Here is a 20,720-nt window from a genome sequence, read left to right on the forward strand (position 1 = left end):
GCAGCGGTGTTTGAAGGACCTCTCCAAGACCTCATCGACGAGTTCTCGCGCCTACCTGGCGTAGGCCCCAAGAGCGCGCAACGCATTGCGTTTCACCTCCTGCACACCGATCCCGAGGATATTGCGCGCCTGCAACGCGCGCTGGGGGAGGTCAGCACGGGGGTGACATTCTGCCGCATCTGCTGCAACATCTCCTCGGCGGAGGTGTGCCGCATCTGTGCGGATTCCGGCCGCAATCGCTCCGTGGTGTGCGTGGTGGAGGAGCCCAAGGACATTCAGGTGATCGAGCGCACCGGGGAGTACACCGGCCGCTATCACGTGCTGGGCGGCTCGCTTAATCCCCTGGCCAACATCGGGCCCCGGGAGCTGAACATCACCACCCTGCTGCAACGCATCGGCGGGGCCCTGCCGGATCGCCAGCTCGCGGACTCCACCCCGGAGAATCCGCTCTATGATTCCGCTCCGGAGATCACGGAGGTGATCCTGGCCACCGACCCCAATACCGAGGGCGAGGCCACGGCCTCCTACCTCGTGCGGCTGCTGCGCGATTTCCCCGGACTGACCATCTCTAAACTCGCCTCGGGAATGCCTCTGGGCGGGGATCTGGAGTTCGTAGACGAGCTCACCCTTTCCCGGGCTCTCAGCGGAAGGCTCACCATAGAATGACGCGAAGCATGTTCCTCCCCTGTGCGCTGATCGCCATCGGCCTAGCGGCCTCGGGCTGCTCCACGCAGCGCACGGTGGAGGTGACCGAACCCAGCGAATCCATGAGCATGGAGGGGATACGCACCCCCGACGATCCCATTTTGGGTGCCGTAAGCGCGGAGGGGGCCTGCGACCCGGAGGTGCTAAGCGTGGAGGATAACGTTCTGGTCTATCGCGGGCAGCCCGGCGATGAGATCGAGGTGAGCATCACCGGCACCGGCGATACGCCCCGCATGGAAACCTTCACGATGGGCAGCACCGACACCGAACACCGCCTTGACCTAGGTGATTGGGAATCCCTCGGAGTGCAGGCCAGCGGGCGGGTGGGCTTGCCCGGGGAATGCGTGCTGAGCAAGTAAACGCGGCAGTAGGCACGCTGGGTGCGGCTCCCATGAAGAAAGGCCGGGGTGCCAGTTCTCAGAACTGATACCCCGGCCTTAAGGCACAGAAGCCCCTAGAAGAGTCCGCCCAGGGCCTCATCCAGGCTGGACTCCAATTCCTGCCCCAGCAGGTCCAGGGGATCGGGAATCTCCGGGGCGGATTCCGGGTTCTCCTCATACCACGCCACGGCGCCCTGGACGTCATCGTCCTGGGTGCGGGTGGGGTTAGCGGGCTCGGCGGAGTCCGGGAGGGCAAAGTACTCATTGACCTGCCCGTCCTCGATGCCATAGCCCTCCTAGATCGCCAGGTCGATGGGCTGCGCGCGGCCGATGGTGCCAAAGCCCATCGAGGTCACGCCCAGGGCCTCGCCCGTCTCCGGGTCAAAGTTCACTCCGCCGGAATCACCGTTCTGGTAGTTCAGGCCCGCGCTCCACACGCCGTTTTGGGTGCGGAAGAGCTGCACGCCGCAGGAGCGCCCGCTGGTGTTGCCGTCCTTGCAGATCGGCTGGCCAAAGTTATCGGCGGAGACCTCCCAGAAGCCCAGGTCCTCGTAGTCGCGCACCCCGGTCAGTTCCACCGGCTCGCCGTGGGAGTTGCCGTACATGTCCACGGAGTCAGAGAGACGGGTGGTGGTCACGCCGGGTTCCAGTTCCACGGTGCCCCAGTCCGGGGAGTTAAAGGCCTGGTTCATGCCCTCCAGGAGCGAGAAGTCCTCCTCGTCCCCCACCGTGATGGGGCCGCCCGCGTCGGGGTGGCCGATCACCACATCGCCCTCGGGGTGGGCAGGTACACCGTGTCTCCCACCTCGGACACGGTCTCCACGCCGTACACGCAGTGCCCGGCGCTGACCAGGATGTCCTTCTGGGTGCCGTCGGCCAGGGTGACGGTGCCGGGCACGCCCTGGGAGCAGGTCAGGCGCTTGTACTCATCGGGCAGTTCTCCGGCAGCGAGTCGGTGAGCTCGCTGTAGTCATCCGCGCGCATGGGGGAGCCGGGGGCCACCTCGGCGGCGCCGGCTGCGGGGACCAACGCCGGAACGGCGGTGGCGGCAGTGGCGGCTGCGCACAGCGCCACGGCGGAAGTACGAATCTTCATTTTCTTATCCTTATTCTTCTCACCAACTCAGTTGTGCTCTTGCAGGGCCAGACCCAGGCCTGCCCCAAGAGCCGCACCGGCCGTGTCCTCGGCCAATGTTCCCAGCGTATCAATGGTCTCGGCCGTATTCTGGAGAATCGGCTCCCAATTAGTGGGATCTTCCAGAACCTGCTCGGTGGAAGTTTCCACCAGGCCACTCACCTCGTCCACGGCAGCCTCGGCGTTGTTCTGCGCCACCTCCACCGCCGTCTCCGGGGTGGGAAGTTCCTCCGCGATGACGTCCCGCGCCCAGTCCTGCACCGTGGCCTGATCCTCCGCGAAGGAACGCATGGGGGTGTGCTCCTCCGTGGACTCCGGCAGGGCAAAGCGCTCGTTGACCTGCCCGTCCGGGATGTCATAGGCCTTTTCCACGGCCACGTCCACCGGCTGCGCGCGCCCGATGAGCCCGTACACGCTCATGGAGGTCACGCCCAGAACCTCGCCGGTCATCGGATCATAGTTCACGCCGCCGGAATCTCCCGGCAGCGAGGTTCCGAGGTACCACAGGCCGTTGCTGGATCGCAGCACCTGCACGCCGCAGGTGCGCCCGGTGGTCTGCCCCTCCTTGCAGATGGGCTGCCCGGCGTTATCAAAGGAGATTTCCCAGGGCTCCAGGTCGCGGTAATCCCGCACCCCGGTGAGCGTCACGGAGTCCCCGTGGGAGACGCCGTACTGGTCGATGGAATCCGCCACGCGGGTCATTCCCACGTCCGGCGCGATCTCTGCGGTGGCCCAGTCATCGCCGTCATACATCAGCCGCAGTTCCTCGGGGTCGCGGTCATCGAGCGCCGGGTGCACCGGCTGGCCCTGATCCCGCACGGCAATGAGCTGGTTCCCCCCGGGCAGCGGCGCATAGACCTCGGGGGCCATCTCCCCCATCGCGGAGCCCTCGATGCCCCACAGGCAGTGCCCGGCGGTGACCATCACGTTCTTCTGGGAGCCGTCCGGCAGAGTGACGGTGCCCGGCACGCCCTGGGAGCAGTGTTGGGCAAAGATCTCCATCGGAATATCCTCCGTTATGGCCCCCTCCAGCGGCGGGAACATCTGCATGCGGGCGCCGGGGGCTACCTCGGCGGCACCGGCCACGGGAGCGCTTATCGACGCCGCTAGGGCCGCACCCATCACGGCGCTGACCACGCCGAACACACCACGGTTTTTCATCTATCCCTCCCGAAGGGCTTCATCAAAGGCAAAGAAAGTATCCGCCGCGAGGTCTCCCAGATACGCGGCGCTATCCCGAGCGTTGTCGATCACGGTAGGGATACTAGCGGGATCCTGCACAGAGTTCAGGGCTTGCTCGCCCCACTGCGCGATCTCCTCCACGGCGGCCTGGCCATTGGCCTGCGCCACCTCCACGGCCGCCGGGGGTTCGGAAGCAGGCTCCGGGGCGTACTCGGGCGCGTTGACCTCCACCCAGGCCAGGGCCTCCTGGCGATCCGCGTCCATCGTGCGCATGGGGGTGTGCGGCTGCTCGGATTCCGGCAGGCGGAAACGCTCGTTGACCTGCCCGTCGGGGATACCGTAGGTTTCCTCCAGGGCTACGTCGGCCGCCTGCGTGATGCTCAGCAGGCCAAAGCCATCGGTGGATACGCCCAGGGCCTCGCGGGTGTGGGGATCGTAATTGATGCCGCCGGAATCGCCGGAGTCGATGGCCTGCACGCTCCACAGGCGGTTGCCCACGCGCATGAGCTGCACTCCGCAGGTTCTCCCGCTGGTCTGCCCGTCCTGGCAGATGGGCTGGCCGAGGTTGTCAAAGGAAAGCTGGCCCTGTTCCAGGTAGGGGTAATCGCGCACCCCGGTGAGCACCACGGGTTCCCCGTGGGATTGCCCAAACTGGTCTACGGAATCCGCCACGCGGGTCATCTCGGCGTCCTCGTCGAGGGCGATGGTGGCCCAGTCGTCGTCGATCACCTGGTGGTACACGTCCTCCAGCGTCGCCTCCTCCCCGGCTTCGAAGGGCTGGCGGCCGCCCTCGCGCACGCCGATCACCCGGTCTCCCTCGGGCAGCGGAACATATATCTCCGGGTGAGATTCATCCGGCTGTGCCGTGGTTCCCCACACGCAGTGGGCCGCAGTGACCATCACGTTCTTCTGGGAGCCGTCCGGCAGCGTGACGGTGCCCGGCACGCCCTGGGTGCAGTACTGCGTAACCATGTGCTGCGGGGCCTGCGCCAGGGGATCGTCCTGCTCTATCACGGGGTAGATCCGCATGGGCGCGCCCGGTGCCACCTCTGCCGCGGTGGCCACGGCGGGCACGCACGTCAGGGAGGCCATCAGGGCCCATGCTGTACGCCGTATTCTCATGTGTGCGCTCTTTTCCGCTATTAGTTTTTCGGGTCACCGATCACACTAAGTCCGCTCTCCACTGTCCACAAGGGCCCTGGAGCCATTCCCCTCATTCGGGGGCAGGACGGACGTCACATGTGCCACCACCTCGCTCTTGTTCTCCGCGCTCAGCAGCCGCGCGCGGAAATCGGAGGTGGTCAGCGCCCGCGCGATCCGCGCCAAAATGGCCAGGTGCTGCTTGCCCGCCTCCTCCGGCACGGCGATGAGAAAGACCAGGCGCACCGGCTGTTCGTCCGGCGCGTCCCACTCCACCGCCTCGGCTTCCCCCAACCGGGCCACCGCCAGCACCGGTTCGCGCACCCCGGCGCAGCGGGCGTGCGGGATCGCCACGGCGTCGCCCACCGCCGTGGTGCTCTTCGCCTCCCTGTCGAGCGCCGCGCGCAGTACCTGATCGGGGCGCGCGATGCGGTCACCGGCGGCGTCGATAAGCAGGCGCAGCAGGTGCTCGCGGTCGCGGGGGTGGGCGTCGAGCAGCACCGCCCGCTCGCTCAGCAACGCTTTCTGCGCCTTGGGCTGGCGCACCCCCACCGCGATCACGATGATGGCGGTGGTGGCCGCCACCCCGGCGGTGAGCGCCAGGAAGAACCAGGCCACGCCGTCCACGGCGCCCAGAAGCGCCACGATCGGCCCGCCGTGCATCACGTGATCCGCCACGGACCACCACCCGGCCAGTGCCCCGGCGATGGCCCCGCCCACCACGTTGGCCGGGATCACCTGGAGGGGGCGGGCCGCCGCCAACGGTATGGCCCCCTCGCTGATGCCAAAGAACCCCATGACCAGGGAGGCGGCGCCGGTCTCACGCTCGGCCGGGGTGAACCAGCGCCGCCGCAGGAGCGTGGCCGCCCCCACGGCCAGGGGCGGGACGGAGATCGCCGCCGCGGCCATGCCCATCGGATAGGGGTTACCGGCGGCGATGAGCCCGCCGCCAAAGAGGAACGCCGTCTTATTAAACGGCCCGCCCATATCGAAGGCGATCATGCCGCCGATCACCGCGCCCAGGATAATCGCGGAGCCCCCATCGAGCCCCTGAAGGGCGCTCATCAGGGCCTCAAAAAGCGCCGCCACGGGGTGCCCGATGACGTAAATGAACAGCAACCCCACGATCAAACTGGTGGCAATAGGAATAACGATGATGGGCCAGATGGGGGCCACAAACCTATTCACCGGGATACGCCTAATTCCCAGGGCCACGTACCCGGAGAGGATGCCCGTAATAATGCCGCCGATGAAGCCCGCGCCCGCCTCCGAGCCATAGAGAGAACCCGTGACCGCCACCAGGCCGGTGATGAAGCCCGGCGCGAGGCCCGGCCGCTGCGCGATCCCCGCCGCGATGTACGCGGAGAGCACCGGAACCATGAGGCTGAAGGCCAGCGATCCGAGTTGTTCCACGGTGGCCCAGAACGATCCCTCCGGGATCACCAGGCCTTCCGCCGTGGGCTGCCCGCCTATGGAGAGCGCCACGGCCAGCAGCAGCCCGCCGGTGACCACGAAGGGGATCATGTGGGACACGCCGTTCATCAGCGCCTGGTACATCGTGCGCAGGTGCTCCTGCGCGCCGCCTGCCGAGGCTCCGGGGTCGCTTGCCGACGCCGCGACGCCGCGCTCCACGGAGGCCTCCTGTGCGCGTTCGAGAAGTTCCTTGGGGCGCTTGATCGCCTCGTCCACGGCCGTGGCGAGCACGCGTTTGCCCGCGAAGCGATCCTTGGGGATCGCCACGTCTGCGGCGATAATCACGGCGTCGGCCGCCGCGATGTCGGCGGCGCTGAACGTGCCCTCCACGCCGATGGAGCCGTGCGTTTCCACCTTGAGGCGCACGCCCGATTCCTCGGCCGCCGCCTGCAACTTTTCTGCGGCCATATACGTGTGCGCTATCCCCGTGGGGCACGCGGTAATGGCCAGGATGAGGGGAGGATTCTGGGTATCCATGCCCCTTAGATTAGGCCCTCTCTTTGCGGGGCCCACCGTTAGATCACCGTCAGATTACCGTCACCTCACGGTGACCGCACCGGCTGCTTGGGCGGCCGCCTCCCGCGCCGCCTCCGTGATCTCTCCCGTGGCCAGGGCCACCCCCATGATCCGTCCCTCGCGGGCGCGCTGCTTGCCAAAGAACTCCACGGTGGCCTCCGGTACCGCGCACGCCCGATCCAGGCCGCTGTACTGTGGGTTTTCCGTCTCCACGGGGCTAAGGATCATGGCGGCGGCGCCGGGGGAAACCAGGGTGACGTCGATGGGCAGGCCCAGCACCGCGCGGGCATGGAGGTCGAACTGCGAGAAGCGCTGGGAGCACAGCGTGACCAACCCTGTGCAGTGGGGGCGCGGCAGCACCTCGGAGAAGTACACGTCCTCCCCGGAGACGAACATCTTGACGCTGAACACGCCGCGCCCGCCCAGGGCGTTGGACACGCGGGCGGCCACGGAGCGGGCGTTATCCAGGGCGGCGGGCTCCATGTGCACCGGCTGCCACGCCTCGGTGTATTCTCCGCTGCGATAAATGCAGCCGATGGGCTCGCAGAACCACGTGGCCAGTTTCCCGGTGGCGGGGTCGATGGAGCGCACGGCCACCAGGGTGACCTCGTAATCGAAGTCGATCACGCGCTCTACCACGATGCGCTGCCCCTCCGGGGGCACCTCGGCGGGGAAATCGGAGGTGAGGTAGCGCCAGGCGGGTTCCACCTCTTCCTCGCTGCGGATCATGCGGTGATCCTTGGCCCCGGGGCCGCCAATGTCCGGCTTGGCCACGCAGGGGTAGCCGATGGACCCCACGGCCACCTCGAACTCCGTGTACTCGGAAACAAACTGGTAGTTGGTGGTGGGCAGGCCCAGCTCCTCCGCCGCCAACTTGCGCACCCCCTCGCGGTTGAGCGCCAGTTCCGCCGCCTTGGCGTTGGGCACCACGGCGGCCTGTTCCGTGGCCTCCACGGCGGTGAGGACGTTCGCCGCCACGCTCTCCACCTCGGGCACGATGAAGTCCGGGCGTACCTGGGCGATCAGGTTGGTCACGGCCCGGGCATCGGCCACGTCCACCACATGTGCCACGTGCGCCACCTGCTGCGCCGGGGCGTTGCGCGCCCGATCCGCCGCATGGACCTCCACGCCGAGGCGCTGAAAGGACATGGCGAGTTCGCGGCTGAGATAGCCCGAGCCCAGCAGCATGACCTTGGTGGCGGAGGGCGTGTGCGGGGTTCCGATTACTTCCGGATTAACCATGCGCTCCATGATAGGGCGATCGCGGCGGGGCCACAGAATCCCTGGTTTGGTTGGACGCCTGCTTATCGACGCCCCTTCGGCTTCTTCCTATCCGTTTTCTTATCCGTAGAGACCGGCGGAGATGATGTTCGCCATCGCGCGCTGCCCCTCGTCGGAGGGGTGCATGGGCATGGTGTGCGCGGAATCATCCATGAAGCCCACCGTCCAGCGCTGCGCCGGATCGGGGTTGCACATGCCGTGTCCCAGGGAGGCCTGGTAGACGTCGATGAAGTTCGCGCCGATGGAGCGGGCGGTATCGCGGAGGTTATTGCGCATGGTGTCCTGCAAAAGTTTCCCGCCGGGGATCAACACGGGGGTCTGCGTGGAGCCCATGTTGGCGGGGCAGAAGAAATCACCGCTGAGCAGCTCCGGGTAGCTCAGCATGGTCACCCGCGCCCGCGGGGCCACGCTGTGAATCCGTTCCTTGATCGCGCGCAGTTCCAGGCGGAACGGGGTGAAGTCCAGCCCGCTTGGGGTTATGGCCTCCACGGGGAGGTCGGCCCACTGAAGCATGGTCACGCCGCCGTACATGATCGCCACGTCCTGCGTGCCCGGCCCCAGATCGCCACGCCGAATGGCGGATTCCACGTAATTCGCCAGATCCGCCACGGGAACCCGCCCCGTGCCATTGCAGGACCAATCCGCCACGCTCTTGCCGGTCTGCTGCCCGATCAACTTGGGCCAGTTTTCCTTGTCCGTGGAGCAGAACGGAATGTGCGGGGCACGCGCGGGCTCCAGCCAGCGCTCCCCGTTCTTACCGGCGTGAGCGGCAAAGGAATCACCAAAGACCACCAGTTCCTGCCCGTGGTTATCCTGCGCGGAGGGGGAGGAGGAAAGCGGAACGCTGGGCAAGGCCGCCGCCGGAACGGCCGCGGAAAGAGCAAGTACCGACGCCGCGGCTGCCGTGGCCGCAGCGGACTTCATCATCGTGGAAAACTTCTTCATGCTTCTTTGGCTCCATCCTGGCAATGCGCTTATTCCCCGCCTGTATTCTCCAGGCGTATCGCTCATATCCGGCTACACGTTACCGCACCACTGCGATTTTTGTTTATTTGTGTGACTAGTGTGAAAGATTTTCGGCCCCGCCTCACAACACAGGGGCGCGTGCCGCCTCGTGTGTGCAAGCACGCGCCCCTGTACCGGGCCTACCGGAGTTTTACCGGATACCGGAAACTAGCCCCGCAGCCCCTCGGCCACGATATTCCCCATCGCCCGCTGCCCCACGTTCGAGGGGTGCGAGGGCATGGTGTGCTCGGTGCTATCAATGAACCCCACGGTCCAGCGCTGAGCCGGATCAGGGTTGCAGGTGCCGTGCCCGATGGACTGGGCGTACACGTCAATGAAGTTCGCGCCGATGCCGGCGGCCGTCTCCCGCACGGTATCGCGCATGGCCGTCTGCACCGCCGTGGCACCCGGAACCGGAATCGGGGTAGACACCGGGCCGAAGTTCACCGGGCAGTACATCTCGCCGGAAATGTACTCGGGGTAGCTCGCCAGCGTCAGGCGGGCGTTCGGAGCCACCTCACGCACGCGATCCTGCACGCGGATCAGAAACTGGCGGAACGCGGAAGAATTATTCACCGCGCCCGGGTTCACCATCTGCACGGCACCGTCCACCCAGTAGAAGGGATCGAGGCCGCCGTACATAATCACGACCTCCTCCGTATCCGGGCCCAGGTCACCGTACTGAATGGCCATCTCCAGATACAGGGCCATGTCCACGCTCATGCCGTTGCACGACCAATCGCCCACGGTCTTGCCCAGGCTCTCACCGGCCAACTTGGGCCAGCTCTCCCGATCGGTGGCGCACTTAGCAGCCCACGGGGTCTGCGCGGGATCCACCCCGCGCGGGCCACCCTTGCCCGCATGCGCGGTATAAGAATCGCCAAAGGCCACGATCTGCTTGCCGTTCGGGGTGGTCTGCGGCACGGTACCGGGCAGTTCCGGCAGCTCGGGGAGCGGAACAATCGGGGCCGCAGTGGCGGGAACGGCAGCCAGGCCCATGCCCAGCACGGCCACGGCACCAACGACGGCCGCGCGCAGGGCGGCGATGTTCTTCTTCATGTATGCGTCCAATCTTTATGCGTGCACCGGGGTTCCACCACGGCGGAGCCCATACACGCTCTCTATCTACTTTTGGATACGATGCGTTACACCCTAGCCCACAGGAGACTGTGGACTCTAAAAACTAGAGCCACATAACCTGTGCAGAGCTTAGGAGAAATACGCCGCCACCTGGGATTCCACGGCCTCGGGATCGTTGAGCAGCACCCCGTGGCTGTAGCCGGGGAGAACGTGCAATTCACCACCCATCGCCCGCTGCATGGCATAGTTACCGGCCCCCGTGGTGGCGGTATCGCGGTCATAGCCCACCAGCAGCGGCTTGGTCTCCAGGGCCTCGCCCGTGGCCCACACCAGCGGTTCGGGCTCCGGCCAGCCTGCGCAGTGTTGGCCGGAGGCCAGAACGTCCTCCGCCATCTTGCGCTGATCCCCCATCATAGATTCCACCACTATAGATGCCACGCGCGAGGGATCGGCGGGGGTACGATTCTCATTACATATCACCGCCTTATCCACGTTACCCAGGCCCCTGACTACCTCTACCTGCTGCTGGACAAACGTTCCCATCTGCTCTTCCGAGAAACCGTCGATGCGATTGAACAGGTTCTCCGCCAGGGGATCAAGGACGATGGTGCCGGTTTTCAGCGACTCCGCCACGCGCGGCCAGGCCTTTTCGCTATACACAGCATCCTCGTACACCATCGTGAACCACTGAGCGTTACCGTCCGGCTGCTCGATGAAGGACCGCGCAATATCCGGCAGGATCATGAGGCGGCCGATCCGCCACTTGGCCTCCTCCACCAAGTTTGTTCCGGCCAGCGCCAATTCACCCACGGAAATCCCCGCAGGAATATCCCCCTCGGTGGCCGGGGGCGGGGTGATCGGCGCGGCGCTCAGCCCCATGTGCTCGTTCACGCGCTGCGTCCACGCCTTATACACCTTGAGCGGGGTATCCCCCAGGCCGTACTCCGCGTCCCGCTCCGCGATCCAGGTAAACATGGCATTGAGGGCGTCGATACGCGCCTGCTTGCGGCTGGCACCCAACTGGAACCAAATGTCATCGGGGTTCATGGAGGAATCCAGCATCATCTTCCCCGTGTGCTGCGGGAACAAGGTGGCGTAAGTAGGCATGAGCAGGGTTCCGTAGGAAACGCCGTAGAGGTTCAGGCGATCCTGGCCCAGCACCTTGCGCGCCTCATCGAGATCACGCGCGGTGTTCTCCGTGTTCACGGTGCGCGTGTAGCCCGGTTTATTGGCCTCGCAGGCCTCGAAGCTCGGTACCAACCCGCAATCCAGCGGCTCGCCCCACGGCAAACCGCGCGGCTGCACCGCCACGAGGTCATAGTGCTCCCGCACGGAATCGGGCAACTTCACCGTGCCCGGCAGGTTATCGGCACCCCGGAACATTCCGAGCGCGGAAGCACCCGGCCCGCCGGGATTACCGGCGATCACGCCGCGCGACTCCCCGATGGCCGGGAGTTTGCTCATGGTGAGGGTGATCTTCTCACCCTCCGGCTGGGCGTAGTCCTTGGGCACCTCAAAGGTGGCGCACTGGGCCGCCGAGTCCGCCACCGCACCCACGGGGCATTCGCCCCAGGCCAGGGAATCCGCCTGCGCCGGGGCGGCAAGGGCGGTCACGGCGCTCACAGGAAGCGCGGTCAAAGCGGTCACGGTAGCGGCGATTTTGCGGAAGATCATGGGGGATAACGCCTCTCGGGGAGCGAGTGATTGCTTTTCTTCCCCGGAATCTACCAGAAAAAGCAGATTTTTCACCCTGTTCACAGGTTTTCACACCTGCAACAGGGGTAACATCACCATCCCTCGGTGCGCCCTATGCTTCCAGCACGTCATGCACCACGATCGTCTGATCGCGGCCCGGCCCCACGCCGACGTAGGAGATGCGCGAGCCGGAGAGTTCCTCAAGGCGTCGCACATAATCCTGGGCGCGCTGCGGCAGGTCCTCAAAGGTGCGGCACTCGGAGATGTCCTCGTCCCAGGCGGGCATGGTCTCAAAGATCGGCTCGGCGTGGTGGAACTGGGATTGAGTCAGCGGCATCTCATCAAAACGCTCGCCGTCCACGTCATAGGCCACGCAAATGGGTATCTCCCCAATGCCGGTGAGCACGTCCAGTTTGGTGAGGAAGAGATCGGTAAAGCCGTTCACGCGGGAGGCGTAGCGGGTAATCACGGAATCGTACCAACCGCAGCGGCGTTTACGGCCGGTATTCACGCCCACCTCGCCGCCGGTGGTTTGCAGGTATTCGCCCCACTTATCAAAGAGTTCCGTGGGGAACGGCCCCGCGCCCACGCGGGTGGTGTACGCCTTAACAATGCCCAGGGAGGAGGTAATGCGCGTGGGGCCTATGCCCGCGCCCACGCAGGCTCCGCCGGCCGTGGGATTCGAGGAGGTAACAAAGGGGTAGGTGCCGTGGTCCACGTCCAGCATGGTGGCCTGCCCGCCCTCCATGAGCACGTGCTTGCCCTCGTCGAGGGCCTTATTGAGTTCGTATTCCGCCTCCATCACCATCGGGCGCAAACGATCCGCGTAGGAAAGGAAGTACTGCACCACCTCCTTCGCCTCGATGGCCCGGCGGTTATACATCTTCACCAGGATTTGATTCTTGATGTCCAGGGCGGACTCGATCTTCTGCCGCAAAATAGATTCATCGAATACGTCCTGCACGCGGATACCCACGCGCGAAACCTTATCCGCATAAGCCGGGCCGATGCCGCGCCCCGTGGTGCCAATAGCTCGCTTGCCCAGGAAGCGCTCCTGCACCCGATCAAGCACCTGGTGATAGGGGGCCACCAGGTGCGCGTTGGCGGAAATGCGCAGGCGGGAGGCATCCGCGCCGCGCGCCTCCAGGCCCCCAATCTCCTCGAACAGGGCCTCCAGGTTGATCACCACGCCGTTGCCCAGCACCGGCACCGCATTTTCAGAGAGCAACCCGGCGGGCAGAAGCTTCAATTCATACTTCTCTCCACCCACCACCACGGTGTGCCCGGCGTTATTGCCGCCATTGGGCTTGACCACGTAATCCACGCGGCCGCCCAGAATATCGGTGGCCTTTCCCTTGCCTTCATCGCCCCACTGAGCCCCGACGATCACGATCGCAGCCATACTGGCATCACACTTCCGCTACAGGTAGATTTCCGCCCCACCGGGGCGCGCACAGAACAGCCCCACATTGTACCCACCTCCGCGCCTCATTCCTAAGATAAGAACCATGCGGACGATTCTCCTGCACTGCGGCACCACGCCCCTCCCCCTCAGCCCGGACTCCCACCAACTCTCCGAGGTGCCCACCCGCCAGGAACTCAAGCTTATCGACGCCGCCGCGGCCCGCGCCCTGCCCCACGACCCCACCCCCTCCCTCGACGAGATCGCCGCCCAGCCCGACGTCGCCCACCTCGGGCAACCACAGCCCGCCCCGCAGGCGAGCGCCTTGGACGAACCCCTGCGCGTGGTGGTCATCGGCTCCGACGCCGCCCTATCCGCCGTGCTCACCCGCGCCATGCGTGCCGACTACCTCTGGGTGGAGTTCGGCTACGTACCCACCGGTGGCTCCCCCGCCGCGACCAACTGGGGGCTTCCGCTTAACGACGCCCCGGCCGAAGCCCTGGCGCTCGCCTCGGAGGCCCCGGTGCGACCGGTGCCCGTGATCCGCACCGATTCCGGGCTGGCGGTGGCCGGGAGCGCCACCATCACCCACTGGGATAACACCGAGTACACTGGGGAGATCATCGTGGACGATCACCGCCTGCTCCTCCACGGGGAGGAAAAACGCCCCCTCTTTGGGCACTACGGGGCGCGGCTGGTGCCCATGACCACCGCGCCCGGCATCGCCGCCGTGGAACTGCGCACGGCGGTAGCAGATGCTGAGGGTGGGGCTGCTGCGCAACGCGGTTCCGGGCTCGGTGCGCTGGTGAGCCGCCGCGTGGGGCCGCGCGGGGTAGAACGGCTGTGGAACTCCCCCGGCACCCGCTGGCTGGTGCGCGGGGCGGAGCAACCCGTGGGCGTGGTCGATCCAGAATCGCTCGCCACTGGGCGCGCCGTGCAATCCGGCGGGGAGAACATTCGCGTGACCGTGGACGGAGTGAGCGCCAAGCGGCCCGTGAAGCGCGTGACCTTCTACCGGCACCTGCGGGATCTACAGATCGCGCGTCCGTGAATCTTCTGCCCGCTCAGCGGAGGCCGGTTGGGCGGTGGTGTCCTCCCAGGACATCTCCTCTATCCCCTTGCTGCCCATCCACTCCACCGGCCAATCCGCACCCATAGCCTTATATTTCCTGCGGCGGTTGAGGCGCTTGCGCTGGTACCAGAATACAAAGAGGAGCCAAAGGGGGAGGGAGATGGCGAGGATAAGAATTAAGTAGTCCATACGCCACATAATACCAACGTTGCCACAAACCTTCTTCCATAAGCCGAAACAACAGTACAATCGACCCATGCACGTAGCCTATCTCGATGAAACTTTTCACCCGCGCAAAGAACATTCCGTTCTTGCGCTCGTTTCACCAATGGATCAGATTCCACTCATCGAGGAAAATCTCAATGCGGCGCTAGAACGAATCAGCAAACAGCACCACATACCCTCAACGGTGGAATTACACGGATATGAACTCAGCTCCGGCACACGCGACTGGGAACCACTCACCACACCACGAGCCCGGACCCGCATCTACAAGCAGGCTATTTCAGCGATAACCCACGTCCCAGATCTTGCCATTTGCCGGGGGACAACCAGCCTCGCAGAAAAATCGCCGCATGATCCACATAAGTGGTCACTCACTTTCACCCTTGAATGTATTGATACTCTAATGAAGCGCAAAAACGATAGAGTGTTAGCATTCTGCGATGACGTCCAAAATAAATCCATCTACCAAGACATGTACGCAAGTTTTCGCAGGAATGGACTACCCGATGATCCCACCAATAAACTCACCAGTTTCACCGACGGTCTGCATTTTACCCCGTCCCACCATAGCCGCATGGTGCAAGCAATTGATCTCATATCCTATGTGTACCGACGCAACTTTATACAGAAATATACCGACCCACGCGCACACAAAGTTTTTGAAAATCTCTGGAAAGAACTAGAACCCCTGGCTCAACGCGGGTACCACAGAACGTGGTAAAAGCACGTCAGCCTCCACTTCCGTGGAGGCTGCGGCGGGGTTGGTTTGCGGGATAACCGCAAGATCCTGTTCACATTCTAGCTCACCTAACGGCACATTACTACCCCTATTCCTCCCACACCTCCGGTGGATACGCCGGCGTGGAGGAGGTGGGGGCCAGCACCGCCAACCCGGATTCCCTGGACATGCCGCAGATTTGCAGGAAGTCCACAATCAGCGAGCGCGATTGCGCCAGCACCACGTGCGCGGAGAGCACCCGATCTTCCACCACCTCCATCGTGGCGCGCCCACCCAGGCGGCGCAGCTGATTCACCAGCACGGGAATCTCCTGAGCCTCGCTCACCTCCGTGCCGCGCTCGTACATCTCGGAGAGTTGGAGGGCCACGTCGGAAAGCTCGTCGATGATGTCCACCTGTTCGGGGGAGACAAAGTCCTGATCCTCGATGAAGATCTGTGCGCGGCGGGCCAGCACGCGCACGTTGCGGATGGAGTTGTCCACGGGGATCAGCAGGCGTTCGAGGGTGCGCACGCGCCGCCAGTTGCCCCACATGAGCGGGGAGATGGTGGTGGATTCGCGCCCGGTTTTGGCGGCGGCGAGCATAGAGTTGATATCGCCCTGGGTGCCGCGCACGGCGTCCAGGGTGTTCTTGATGAGGTCGAGGTCGCCCGTGCGCAGGGCCTGGGAGACGTCTTGAAGCACGGAGGAGGCGATGCCGAGCACCTTGGAAACCTCCTGGCGCCCGGCGTTGAGCGGGTCGCTGGGGATCAGCGCCACCACGAGGAGGCCCACCACGGAGCCCACCATCGCGTCCACCACGCGCCCGGTGCTGCCGGTGCCGGTGATTGCGGAGACGGTGCCGGGCGGCATGATGGTGGCGATGAGGATGGAGCCGATGGCGGCCTGGTTGTTCACCAGGGGCGATTTGGAGATGAAGGAGGCCAGCAGCAGGGAGGTGGCCACCGCCACCGAGATTTGCCAGGCTCCGGGGCCAAGGTAGTAGAAGAGAAGGTCGCCCAGGGCCACGCCCACGATGCAGCCGATGGACATCTCCACGGCGCGCTTCATGCGGTCCCCGCCCTCTAGGCCGAGGATAATCACCGCCGCGATGGGGGCGAAGAAGGGTACCGGGTGCCCGAAAAGGCGTTGGGCCACCCAGAAGGCGAGCCCGGCGGCCACGGCGGACTGCACGATGGGCCAGGCGCGCTTGCGTACCCGGACGGCCCGGCTGTGCAGCGATTGATCCACCACGCGCAGCCGGGCAAGCGTGCTCATTTTTTGCTTGGCCATGCGTTCCACCATAAGCCACCCCGGCAGGTGGCCGCACGGCCCAAGCCCCCGAATTGCGTGGGGTTACTTGCTCACGGAGGTGCCCACGGAGTGCAGGTCCTGGCAGGCCTCCACCACGCGCTCGGACATGGACTGCTCGGCCTTCTTCATGTAGGAGCGGGGATCGTAGGTCTTTTTGTTGCCCACCTCGCCGTCGATCTTGAGCACGCCGTCGTAGTTGGAGAACATGTGGGCGGCCACGGGGCGGGTGAAGGCGTACTGGGTGTCCGTGTCCACGTTCATCTTGATCACGCCGTGGCGCAGCGCCTCCTCGATCTTCTCCTTCTCGGAGCCGGAGCCGCCGTGGAACACAAAGTCAAAGGCCAGGGCGTCGTCCGCCAGGCCGAGCTTCTTGCGGGCCACCTGCTGGCCCTCCAGGAGCACCTCGGGGCGCAGCTTGACGTTGCCGGGCTTGTACACGCCGTGGACGTTGCCGAAGGTGGCGGCCAGCAGGTAGCGGCCGTTTTCGCCGGTGCCCAGGGCGTCGATGGTCTTTTCAAAGTCCTCCGGGGTGGTGTAGAGGTTCGCGCCGGCCTTGGCCTGCACGCCGTCCTCCTCGCCGCCCACCACGCCGATCTCCACTTCCAGGATGATGTTGGCGGCCTTGGCCTTGGCCAGGAGTTCCTGGGCGATCTCCAGGTTCTCGTCGATCGGGATGGCGGAGCCGTCCCACATGTGGGACTGGAAGAGGGGCAGCTCGCCGCGATCCACGCGCTCCTGGGAGATGGCGATGAGCGGGCGCACGTACTCGTCCAGCACTTCCTTCTGGCAGTGGTCGGTGTGCAGGGCCACGTTGATGCCGTAGTGCTTGGCGGCCTCGTGGGCAAAGGCGGCCAGGGCGCAGGCCCCGGCCACCTTGTTCTTCACGGCCAGGCCGGAGCCGAACTCAGCGCCGCCGGTAGAGAACTGAATGATGCCGTCGGACTCCACCTCGGCGAAGCCCTTGAGCGCAGCGTTGATCGTTTCCGACGAGGTGCAGTTGATCGCGGGGTAGGCAAAGCCTTCCTTCTTGGCGCGATCGAGCATTTCGTTATAAACCTCAGGGGTCGCAATAGGCATGAATACTCCTCAGTTGTCGTGATCGTCGCACACGCCGCAGCGGCGTGATCTATATACCGATTATGCCAACTTCCACCCTACTCCGCCGCCGCCCACGCGCCCACCAAAATCCACATGATCCCACATAATCAAATACATGCGGGCCGGGCGGAGGGTTCCCGGCGGCTTTCTCCGCACCCGCAACGCGCCTACGCTAAGGAGCATGATCGACACGGCAGACACGCTCACCACCGTGAGCACCCTGGCGCTCGGGCCGGACTGGATGGACCCGATGCACCTGCTCAGCGGCTCCGGCCCCTTCGGCTCCCTCATTCTCCCCGGCGTGGCCCTCATCGTCTTTATCGAATCCGGCCTCCTCTTCCCCCTGCTCCCCGGCGATTCCCTGCTCTTTACCGCCGGAATGCTCTCCGTGCAGCCCGATCCCTTCGCCCCCCTCTGGCTGGTGATCCTGGTGTGCGTCACCGCCGCGATCCTGGGCGATCAGGTGGGCTACTTCATCGGCTCCCGCTTCGGCCACGCACTGCAAAAACGCCCCGACGGCCGCTTTTTCAAGCAGGAATACCTCGCCCAATCCCACGAATTCTTTGAAAAGCACGGCCCCATCACGGTCATCATCTGCCGCTTCGTTCCCATCGTGCGCACCTACGCCCCGCTTGTGGCTGGCATGTCCGGCATGCGCTACCGCGTGTTCATCACCTACAACATCCTCGGGGGCCTGCTCTGGGGCGGCGGGGTGACGCTGCTCGGCGCGTGGCTAGGCCAGTACACCTTCATCAGGGAGAACATCGAGGCGATCTTCCTGCTCATCGTGTTTGTCTCCGTCCTCCCCGGCATCATCGGCGCGACCAGGCAGTTCCTCGCCGCCCGCGCTTATCGACGCCGCTAGCACCACCGCTAAGCCTCTTCCAGGTGCTCCTGCACCCGGGCCGCCGCCTCGATGAGCATCCACCCGGAAAGCTGCACGGACAGATCCCGCTCCGCGATGCGGATCACCCCGGCGGTCTCCGCGAGGCTCTTGGGCCCCAGGCCAAAGTTATGCGGCAGGCGGGCATCGTCGGTCCAGTCCGTGGCAAAGATCGGCAGGCCATCCACCTCCAGGCGGTGATTCCACACGCTCTGGGCGGAGGCCAGCACCAGGCGCGCCGCCACCTTCTTGGTGGCGCGGTTGGTGGGCGAATCCGCAGGCAGACGCACCGCCACGTCCGCCAGGTACCGCACCAGGATCCCCTTGAACAGGCCGCCATCGCCCTCCCCGGTGTCCCAGTCGATCACCCCCTGGGGGGTGGCCATCTCCTTGGCCACCGCCTGCACGATGGAGCGAATAGCCGTGATGTACTTCATGGAGTCGTCCACGCGCTCCGCGTCGGCGTAAGCGAGCACCTCCTCCTCCGCGAACCCGGCGCGCTCGCGCAGCCGCAGGGCGATTTCCAGGCAGGCCCCGATGGTCACGCCCTGGCAGTAGGGGTGAATATCGCGCACCAGTTCCGGGCCGTGCATGCGCATGCGCAGGCCGTCCATAATCAGGCCGTCATCGTTGATGAGGGTGTCCAGGATCCAGTCCACCACGCCCATCGCCTGTTCCAACCGCCCGGTGCGCGCCATCATGATCGCGGCGGGCCCGTTGGAGGGCACGTTATAAAAGGTCTCTCCGGTGCGCCACGGCAACACGTTGGTCAGCCCGTCGATGCCGCTGAGGATATTGAACTCCAGGGCGTCTAGTTGCTTGGGCTTTTTCATCTTTTTCAGCCAGGCCGCGCGCCCCAGGGCGAGGGCCAGCCACGCCTTATCGTCGTAATAGCGGTTGTGCACCAACTTATTCCGGTTGCGCCAGCGGATTCCCCGCATGGTCTCATTGATCCGGGTTCGGCGCGCGTTGGTGCTGCGGCGGGCATAGGCGTCAAGCAGGCAGTCCAGGTAATGCGCCTGCCACCAGTAATGCCAGCGGATAAAAAGCTTGTCCTTGGACGTGGGGGGCCAGGCCACCACCGCGAGATTGGTGCGCGGCAGGCCCCATAGGCGGCTGGCATGTCGATCATGAATGGCGGACTCCGCAAGATCCGCCCGGTGTGCCCATTTCTCCAGCACTGTTACGCCTCATTAGTGTTTCGTGGTGTTCTTCCCCACGATCCTAACCAAGAATCACCACGCGCGGCCAAGATCGGCGTGCTGGCGCACCCAGGCGTGCATGGCGATGCCCGCCGCCACCCCGGCGTTGATGGATCGGGTGGAGCCAAACTGCGCGATCGAGCAGGTCATCACCGCCGCCTCCTGGGCCTCCGGGGTCACCCCGGGGCCTTCCTGACCAAAAAGCAGCACGCAGCGGCGCGGCAATCGAGCCGTCTCTAGGGGCACGCTGCCCGGGGTATTATCAATCGCCACCACCGCAATGTATTCCTGGCGTGCCCAGGCCATCAAGTCCGCCACCGTGGGGTGGTGGCGCAGATGCTGGTAGCGGTCCGTCACCATCGCGCCGCGCCGATTCCACCGCCGCCGCCCCACGATGTGCACGGTATCGGCGGCGAAGGCGTTGGCGGTGCGCACCACGGTGCCGATGTTCGCGTCATTCTCAAAGTTCTCGATCGCCACGTGCAGGGGGTGACGGCGGGTATCGATGTCCGCCACGATCGCCTCGCGCCGCCAATAGCGGTACGCATCCACCACGTTGCGGCGATCCCCCTCCGCGAGCAGGGTGGGGTCAAGCCGGGGATCGTCGGGAAGCGGCCCCTCCCAGGGGCCCACGCCGTGGCGTCCCTCCCCCCATTCGGTCGGGCCGGGAAGTTGCTCAGGCAAGCCCCAGATCCCCCAGCCCCAGCAGGTAGCGGTATTTCAGGCCGGCCTCGGCCAGCACCTTATCCGCGCCGGTGGCGCGATCCACCACCGTGGCCACCCCCACCACGTCCGCGCCCTCCGCGCGCAGCGCCTCCACGGCGGTGAGCGGGGAGTTCCCCGTGGTGGTCGTGTCCTCCACCACCAGCACCTTGTGCCCCGCCACCGAGGGGCCCTCGATGCGGCGCTGCATGCCGTGCTTCTTCGTCTCCTTGCGCACCACGAAGGCGTCGATAGTCCTACCCTCGGCGTGCATGACGGCGGTGGCCACGGGATCGGCCCCCAGGGTCAGCCCACCCACGGCCACGTAGTCCCAATCCGAGGTGAGTTCGCGCAACAGGGAACCGATGAGCCGGGAGGCCCGGTGATGAAGGGTGGCCCGGCGCAGATCCACGTAATAATCGGCCTCCTTGCCGGAGGACAGCGTGACCCTGCCATGCACCACGGCCAATTCCTTGACCAATTCCGCCAATTCAGCGCGTTCTTGCTGCGACATC

The 20,720-nt window shown here is 65.2% G+C and carries 22 protein-coding genes; 5 read left to right on the top strand and 17 right to left on the bottom strand.

What is annotated here, in order from left to right; genetic code table 11:
- Window positions 1-6 precede the first annotated feature (6 nt).
- Together Cocul_RS10680 and Cocul_RS10685 are read left to right on the top strand one after the other, a co-directional pair.
- Window positions 7-666, top strand: a complete 660-nt coding sequence (locus tag Cocul_RS10680) for a recombination mediator RecR (protein ID WP_055123274.1) — start codon at window positions 7-9, stop codon at window positions 664-666.
- Entirely contained in the window at window positions 663-1,064 is a 402-nt protein-coding gene (locus Cocul_RS10685) for a hypothetical protein (protein ID WP_055123275.1), read from the top strand. The genes Cocul_RS10680 and Cocul_RS10685 overlap by 4 nt, the downstream gene beginning before the upstream one ends.
- A 317-nt stretch (window positions 1,065-1,381) precedes the next feature.
- On the opposite strand, the gene Cocul_RS10690 is transcribed toward Cocul_RS10685, so the two are convergent.
- From Cocul_RS10690 to Cocul_RS10735, 11 genes are all read right to left on the bottom strand, one after another.
- The gene (locus Cocul_RS10690) at window positions 1,382-1,849 is read right to left on the bottom strand and encodes a chymotrypsin family serine protease (RefSeq protein WP_150114466.1); all 468 of its coding nucleotides are present in this window, start codon (window positions 1,847-1,849) and stop codon (window positions 1,382-1,384) included.
- The gene (locus Cocul_RS12930) at window positions 1,846-1,983 is read right to left on the bottom strand and encodes a hypothetical protein (protein WP_245622225.1); all 138 of its coding nucleotides are present in this window, start codon (window positions 1,981-1,983) and stop codon (window positions 1,846-1,848) included. Before Cocul_RS12930 ends, Cocul_RS10690 begins: the two co-directional genes overlap by 4 nt.
- 14 nt (window positions 1,984-1,997) lie before the next feature.
- Window positions 1,998-2,180 carry a hypothetical protein gene (locus Cocul_RS12935; protein WP_055123277.1) on the bottom strand — a complete coding sequence of 61 codons (183 nt, stop codon included), beginning with the start codon at window positions 2,178-2,180 and terminating at the stop codon, window positions 1,998-2,000.
- A 27-nt stretch (window positions 2,181-2,207) separates the two neighbouring features.
- Complete coding sequence (locus Cocul_RS10700; RefSeq protein WP_055123278.1) at window positions 2,208-3,380, bottom strand: chymotrypsin family serine protease; 1,173 nt, start codon at window positions 3,378-3,380, stop codon at window positions 2,208-2,210.
- Complete coding sequence (locus Cocul_RS12515; RefSeq protein ID WP_055123279.1) at window positions 3,381-4,493, bottom strand: chymotrypsin family serine protease; 1,113 nt, start codon at window positions 4,491-4,493, stop codon at window positions 3,381-3,383. It abuts the gene before it with no gap.
- A gap of 75 nt (window positions 4,494-4,568) precedes the next feature.
- The gene (locus Cocul_RS10710) at window positions 4,569-6,491 is read right to left on the bottom strand and encodes a fructose-specific PTS transporter subunit EIIC (protein WP_055123280.1); all 1,923 of its coding nucleotides are present in this window, start codon (window positions 6,489-6,491) and stop codon (window positions 4,569-4,571) included.
- 60 nt (window positions 6,492-6,551) lie between these two features.
- Complete coding sequence (purT, locus tag Cocul_RS10715; RefSeq protein ID WP_055123425.1) at window positions 6,552-7,772, bottom strand: formate-dependent phosphoribosylglycinamide formyltransferase; 1,221 nt, start codon at window positions 7,770-7,772, stop codon at window positions 6,552-6,554.
- A 99-nt stretch (window positions 7,773-7,871) separates the two neighbouring features.
- A complete protein-coding gene (locus Cocul_RS10720) occupies window positions 7,872-8,756 on the bottom strand; it encodes an SGNH/GDSL hydrolase family protein (RefSeq protein WP_055123281.1) in 885 nt (294 codons plus the stop codon).
- Between the two features lie 228 nt (window positions 8,757-8,984).
- Window positions 8,985-9,875, bottom strand: coding sequence for a GDSL-type esterase/lipase family protein (locus Cocul_RS10725; RefSeq protein WP_055123282.1), 891 nt, complete (start codon window positions 9,873-9,875; stop codon window positions 8,985-8,987).
- A 150-nt stretch (window positions 9,876-10,025) separates the two neighbouring features.
- On the bottom strand, window positions 10,026-11,570 hold the full coding sequence (locus Cocul_RS10730; RefSeq protein WP_069723638.1) for an alpha/beta fold hydrolase: 1,545 nt from the start codon (window positions 11,568-11,570) through the stop codon (window positions 10,026-10,028).
- Window positions 11,571-11,703: 133 nt separating this feature from the next.
- The gene (locus Cocul_RS10735; protein WP_055123284.1) at window positions 11,704-12,993 is read right to left on the bottom strand and encodes an adenylosuccinate synthase; all 1,290 of its coding nucleotides are present in this window, start codon (window positions 12,991-12,993) and stop codon (window positions 11,704-11,706) included.
- A 106-nt stretch (window positions 12,994-13,099) separates the two neighbouring features.
- Here Cocul_RS10735 and Cocul_RS10740 point away from each other — a divergent pair, with 106 nt between their 5' ends.
- The gene (locus tag Cocul_RS10740; RefSeq protein ID WP_055123285.1) at window positions 13,100-14,044 is read left to right on the top strand and encodes a hypothetical protein; all 945 of its coding nucleotides are present in this window, start codon (window positions 13,100-13,102) and stop codon (window positions 14,042-14,044) included.
- Here Cocul_RS10740 and Cocul_RS10745 read toward each other — a convergent pair.
- Window positions 14,024-14,254, bottom strand: coding sequence for a hypothetical protein (locus Cocul_RS10745; protein WP_055123286.1), 231 nt, complete (start codon window positions 14,252-14,254; stop codon window positions 14,024-14,026). The two genes, Cocul_RS10740 and Cocul_RS10745, sit on opposite strands and share 21 nt — an antisense overlap.
- A 67-nt stretch (window positions 14,255-14,321) precedes the next feature.
- Here Cocul_RS10745 and Cocul_RS12405 point away from each other — a divergent pair, with 67 nt between their 5' ends.
- Complete coding sequence (locus Cocul_RS12405; RefSeq protein WP_150114467.1) at window positions 14,322-15,011, top strand: DUF3800 domain-containing protein; 690 nt, start codon at window positions 14,322-14,324, stop codon at window positions 15,009-15,011.
- Window positions 15,012-15,117: 106 nt separating this feature from the next.
- Here Cocul_RS12405 and Cocul_RS10750 read toward each other — a convergent pair whose 3' ends face one another.
- A complete protein-coding gene (locus Cocul_RS10750) occupies window positions 15,118-16,299 on the bottom strand; it encodes an FUSC family protein (RefSeq protein WP_055123426.1) in 1,182 nt (393 codons plus the stop codon).
- A 63-nt stretch (window positions 16,300-16,362) separates the two neighbouring features.
- Complete coding sequence (fbaA, locus tag Cocul_RS10755) at window positions 16,363-17,397, bottom strand: class II fructose-bisphosphate aldolase (protein ID WP_055123287.1); 1,035 nt, start codon at window positions 17,395-17,397, stop codon at window positions 16,363-16,365.
- Window positions 17,398-17,599: 202 nt separating this feature from the next.
- Between fbaA and Cocul_RS10760 the strand changes: the two genes are divergently transcribed.
- Window positions 17,600-18,283, top strand: coding sequence for a VTT domain-containing protein (locus Cocul_RS10760; protein ID WP_055123288.1), 684 nt, complete (start codon window positions 17,600-17,602; stop codon window positions 18,281-18,283).
- Window positions 18,284-18,291: 8 nt separating this feature from the next.
- On the opposite strand, the gene Cocul_RS10765 is transcribed toward Cocul_RS10760, so the two are convergent.
- From Cocul_RS10765 to pyrE, 3 genes are read right to left on the bottom strand one after another with little or no spacing between them, the layout of a single operon-like run.
- Window positions 18,292-19,482 carry a glycoside hydrolase family 76 protein gene (locus Cocul_RS10765; protein ID WP_055123289.1) on the bottom strand — a complete coding sequence of 397 codons (1,191 nt, stop codon included), beginning with the start codon at window positions 19,480-19,482 and terminating at the stop codon, window positions 18,292-18,294.
- Between the two features lie 54 nt (window positions 19,483-19,536).
- On the bottom strand, window positions 19,537-20,187 hold the full coding sequence (locus tag Cocul_RS10770) for a TrmH family RNA methyltransferase (RefSeq protein WP_055123290.1): 651 nt from the start codon (window positions 20,185-20,187) through the stop codon (window positions 19,537-19,539).
- Complete coding sequence (gene pyrE, locus Cocul_RS10775) at window positions 20,180-20,719, bottom strand: orotate phosphoribosyltransferase (RefSeq protein ID WP_055123291.1); 540 nt, start codon at window positions 20,717-20,719, stop codon at window positions 20,180-20,182. The genes Cocul_RS10770 and pyrE overlap by 8 nt, the downstream gene beginning before the upstream one ends.
- Between the last annotated feature and the right edge of the window lies 1 nt (window position 20,720).

The sequence above is a fragment of the Corynebacterium oculi genome, from assembly GCF_001412105.1.
Lineage (GTDB): Bacteria > Actinomycetota > Actinomycetes > Mycobacteriales > Mycobacteriaceae > Corynebacterium > Corynebacterium oculi.

What these genes read in the sequence shown, in the direction of transcription:
- fbaA (WP_055123287.1), bottom strand. Translation starts at nt 17,397, where the DNA reads ATGCCTATTGCGACCCCTGAGGTTTATAACGAAATGCTCGATCGCGCC.
- Cocul_RS10720 (WP_055123281.1), bottom strand. Translation starts at nt 8,756, where the DNA reads ATGAAGAAGTTTTCCACGATGATGAAGTCCGCTGCGGCCACGGCAGCC.
- Cocul_RS10735 (WP_055123284.1), bottom strand. Translation starts at nt 12,993, where the DNA reads ATGGCTGCGATCGTGATCGTCGGGGCTCAGTGGGGCGATGAAGGCAAG.
- Cocul_RS12935 (WP_055123277.1), bottom strand. Translation starts at nt 2,180, where the DNA reads ATGAAGATTCGTACTTCCGCCGTGGCGCTGTGCGCAGCCGCCACTGCC.
- Cocul_RS10685 (WP_055123275.1), top strand. Translation starts at nt 663, where the DNA reads ATGACGCGAAGCATGTTCCTCCCCTGTGCGCTGATCGCCATCGGCCTA.
- Cocul_RS10730 (WP_069723638.1), bottom strand. Translation starts at nt 11,570, where the DNA reads ATGATCTTCCGCAAAATCGCCGCTACCGTGACCGCTTTGACCGCGCTT.
- pyrE (WP_055123291.1), bottom strand. Translation starts at nt 20,719, where the DNA reads ATGTCGCAGCAAGAACGCGCTGAATTGGCGGAATTGGTCAAGGAATTG.
- Cocul_RS12405 (WP_150114467.1), top strand. Translation starts at nt 14,322, where the DNA reads ATGCACGTAGCCTATCTCGATGAAACTTTTCACCCGCGCAAAGAACAT.
- Cocul_RS12515 (WP_055123279.1), bottom strand. Translation starts at nt 4,493, where the DNA reads ATGGCCTCCCTGACGTGCGTGCCCGCCGTGGCCACCGCGGCAGAGGTG.
- Cocul_RS10760 (WP_055123288.1), top strand. Translation starts at nt 17,600, where the DNA reads ATGATCGACACGGCAGACACGCTCACCACCGTGAGCACCCTGGCGCTC.
- Cocul_RS10725 (WP_055123282.1), bottom strand. Translation starts at nt 9,875, where the DNA reads ATGAAGAAGAACATCGCCGCCCTGCGCGCGGCCGTCGTTGGTGCCGTG.
- Cocul_RS10710 (WP_055123280.1), bottom strand. Translation starts at nt 6,491, where the DNA reads ATGGATACCCAGAATCCTCCCCTCATCCTGGCCATTACCGCGTGCCCC.
- Cocul_RS10740 (WP_055123285.1), top strand. Translation starts at nt 13,100, where the DNA reads ATGCGGACGATTCTCCTGCACTGCGGCACCACGCCCCTCCCCCTCAGC.
- Cocul_RS10745 (WP_055123286.1), bottom strand. Translation starts at nt 14,254, where the DNA reads ATGGACTACTTAATTCTTATCCTCGCCATCTCCCTCCCCCTTTGGCTC.
- purT (WP_055123425.1), bottom strand. Translation starts at nt 7,772, where the DNA reads ATGGTTAATCCGGAAGTAATCGGAACCCCGCACACGCCCTCCGCCACC.
- Cocul_RS10750 (WP_055123426.1), bottom strand. Translation starts at nt 16,299, where the DNA reads ATGGCCAAGCAAAAAATGAGCACGCTTGCCCGGCTGCGCGTGGTGGAT.
- Cocul_RS10700 (WP_055123278.1), bottom strand. Translation starts at nt 3,380, where the DNA reads ATGAAAAACCGTGGTGTGTTCGGCGTGGTCAGCGCCGTGATGGGTGCG.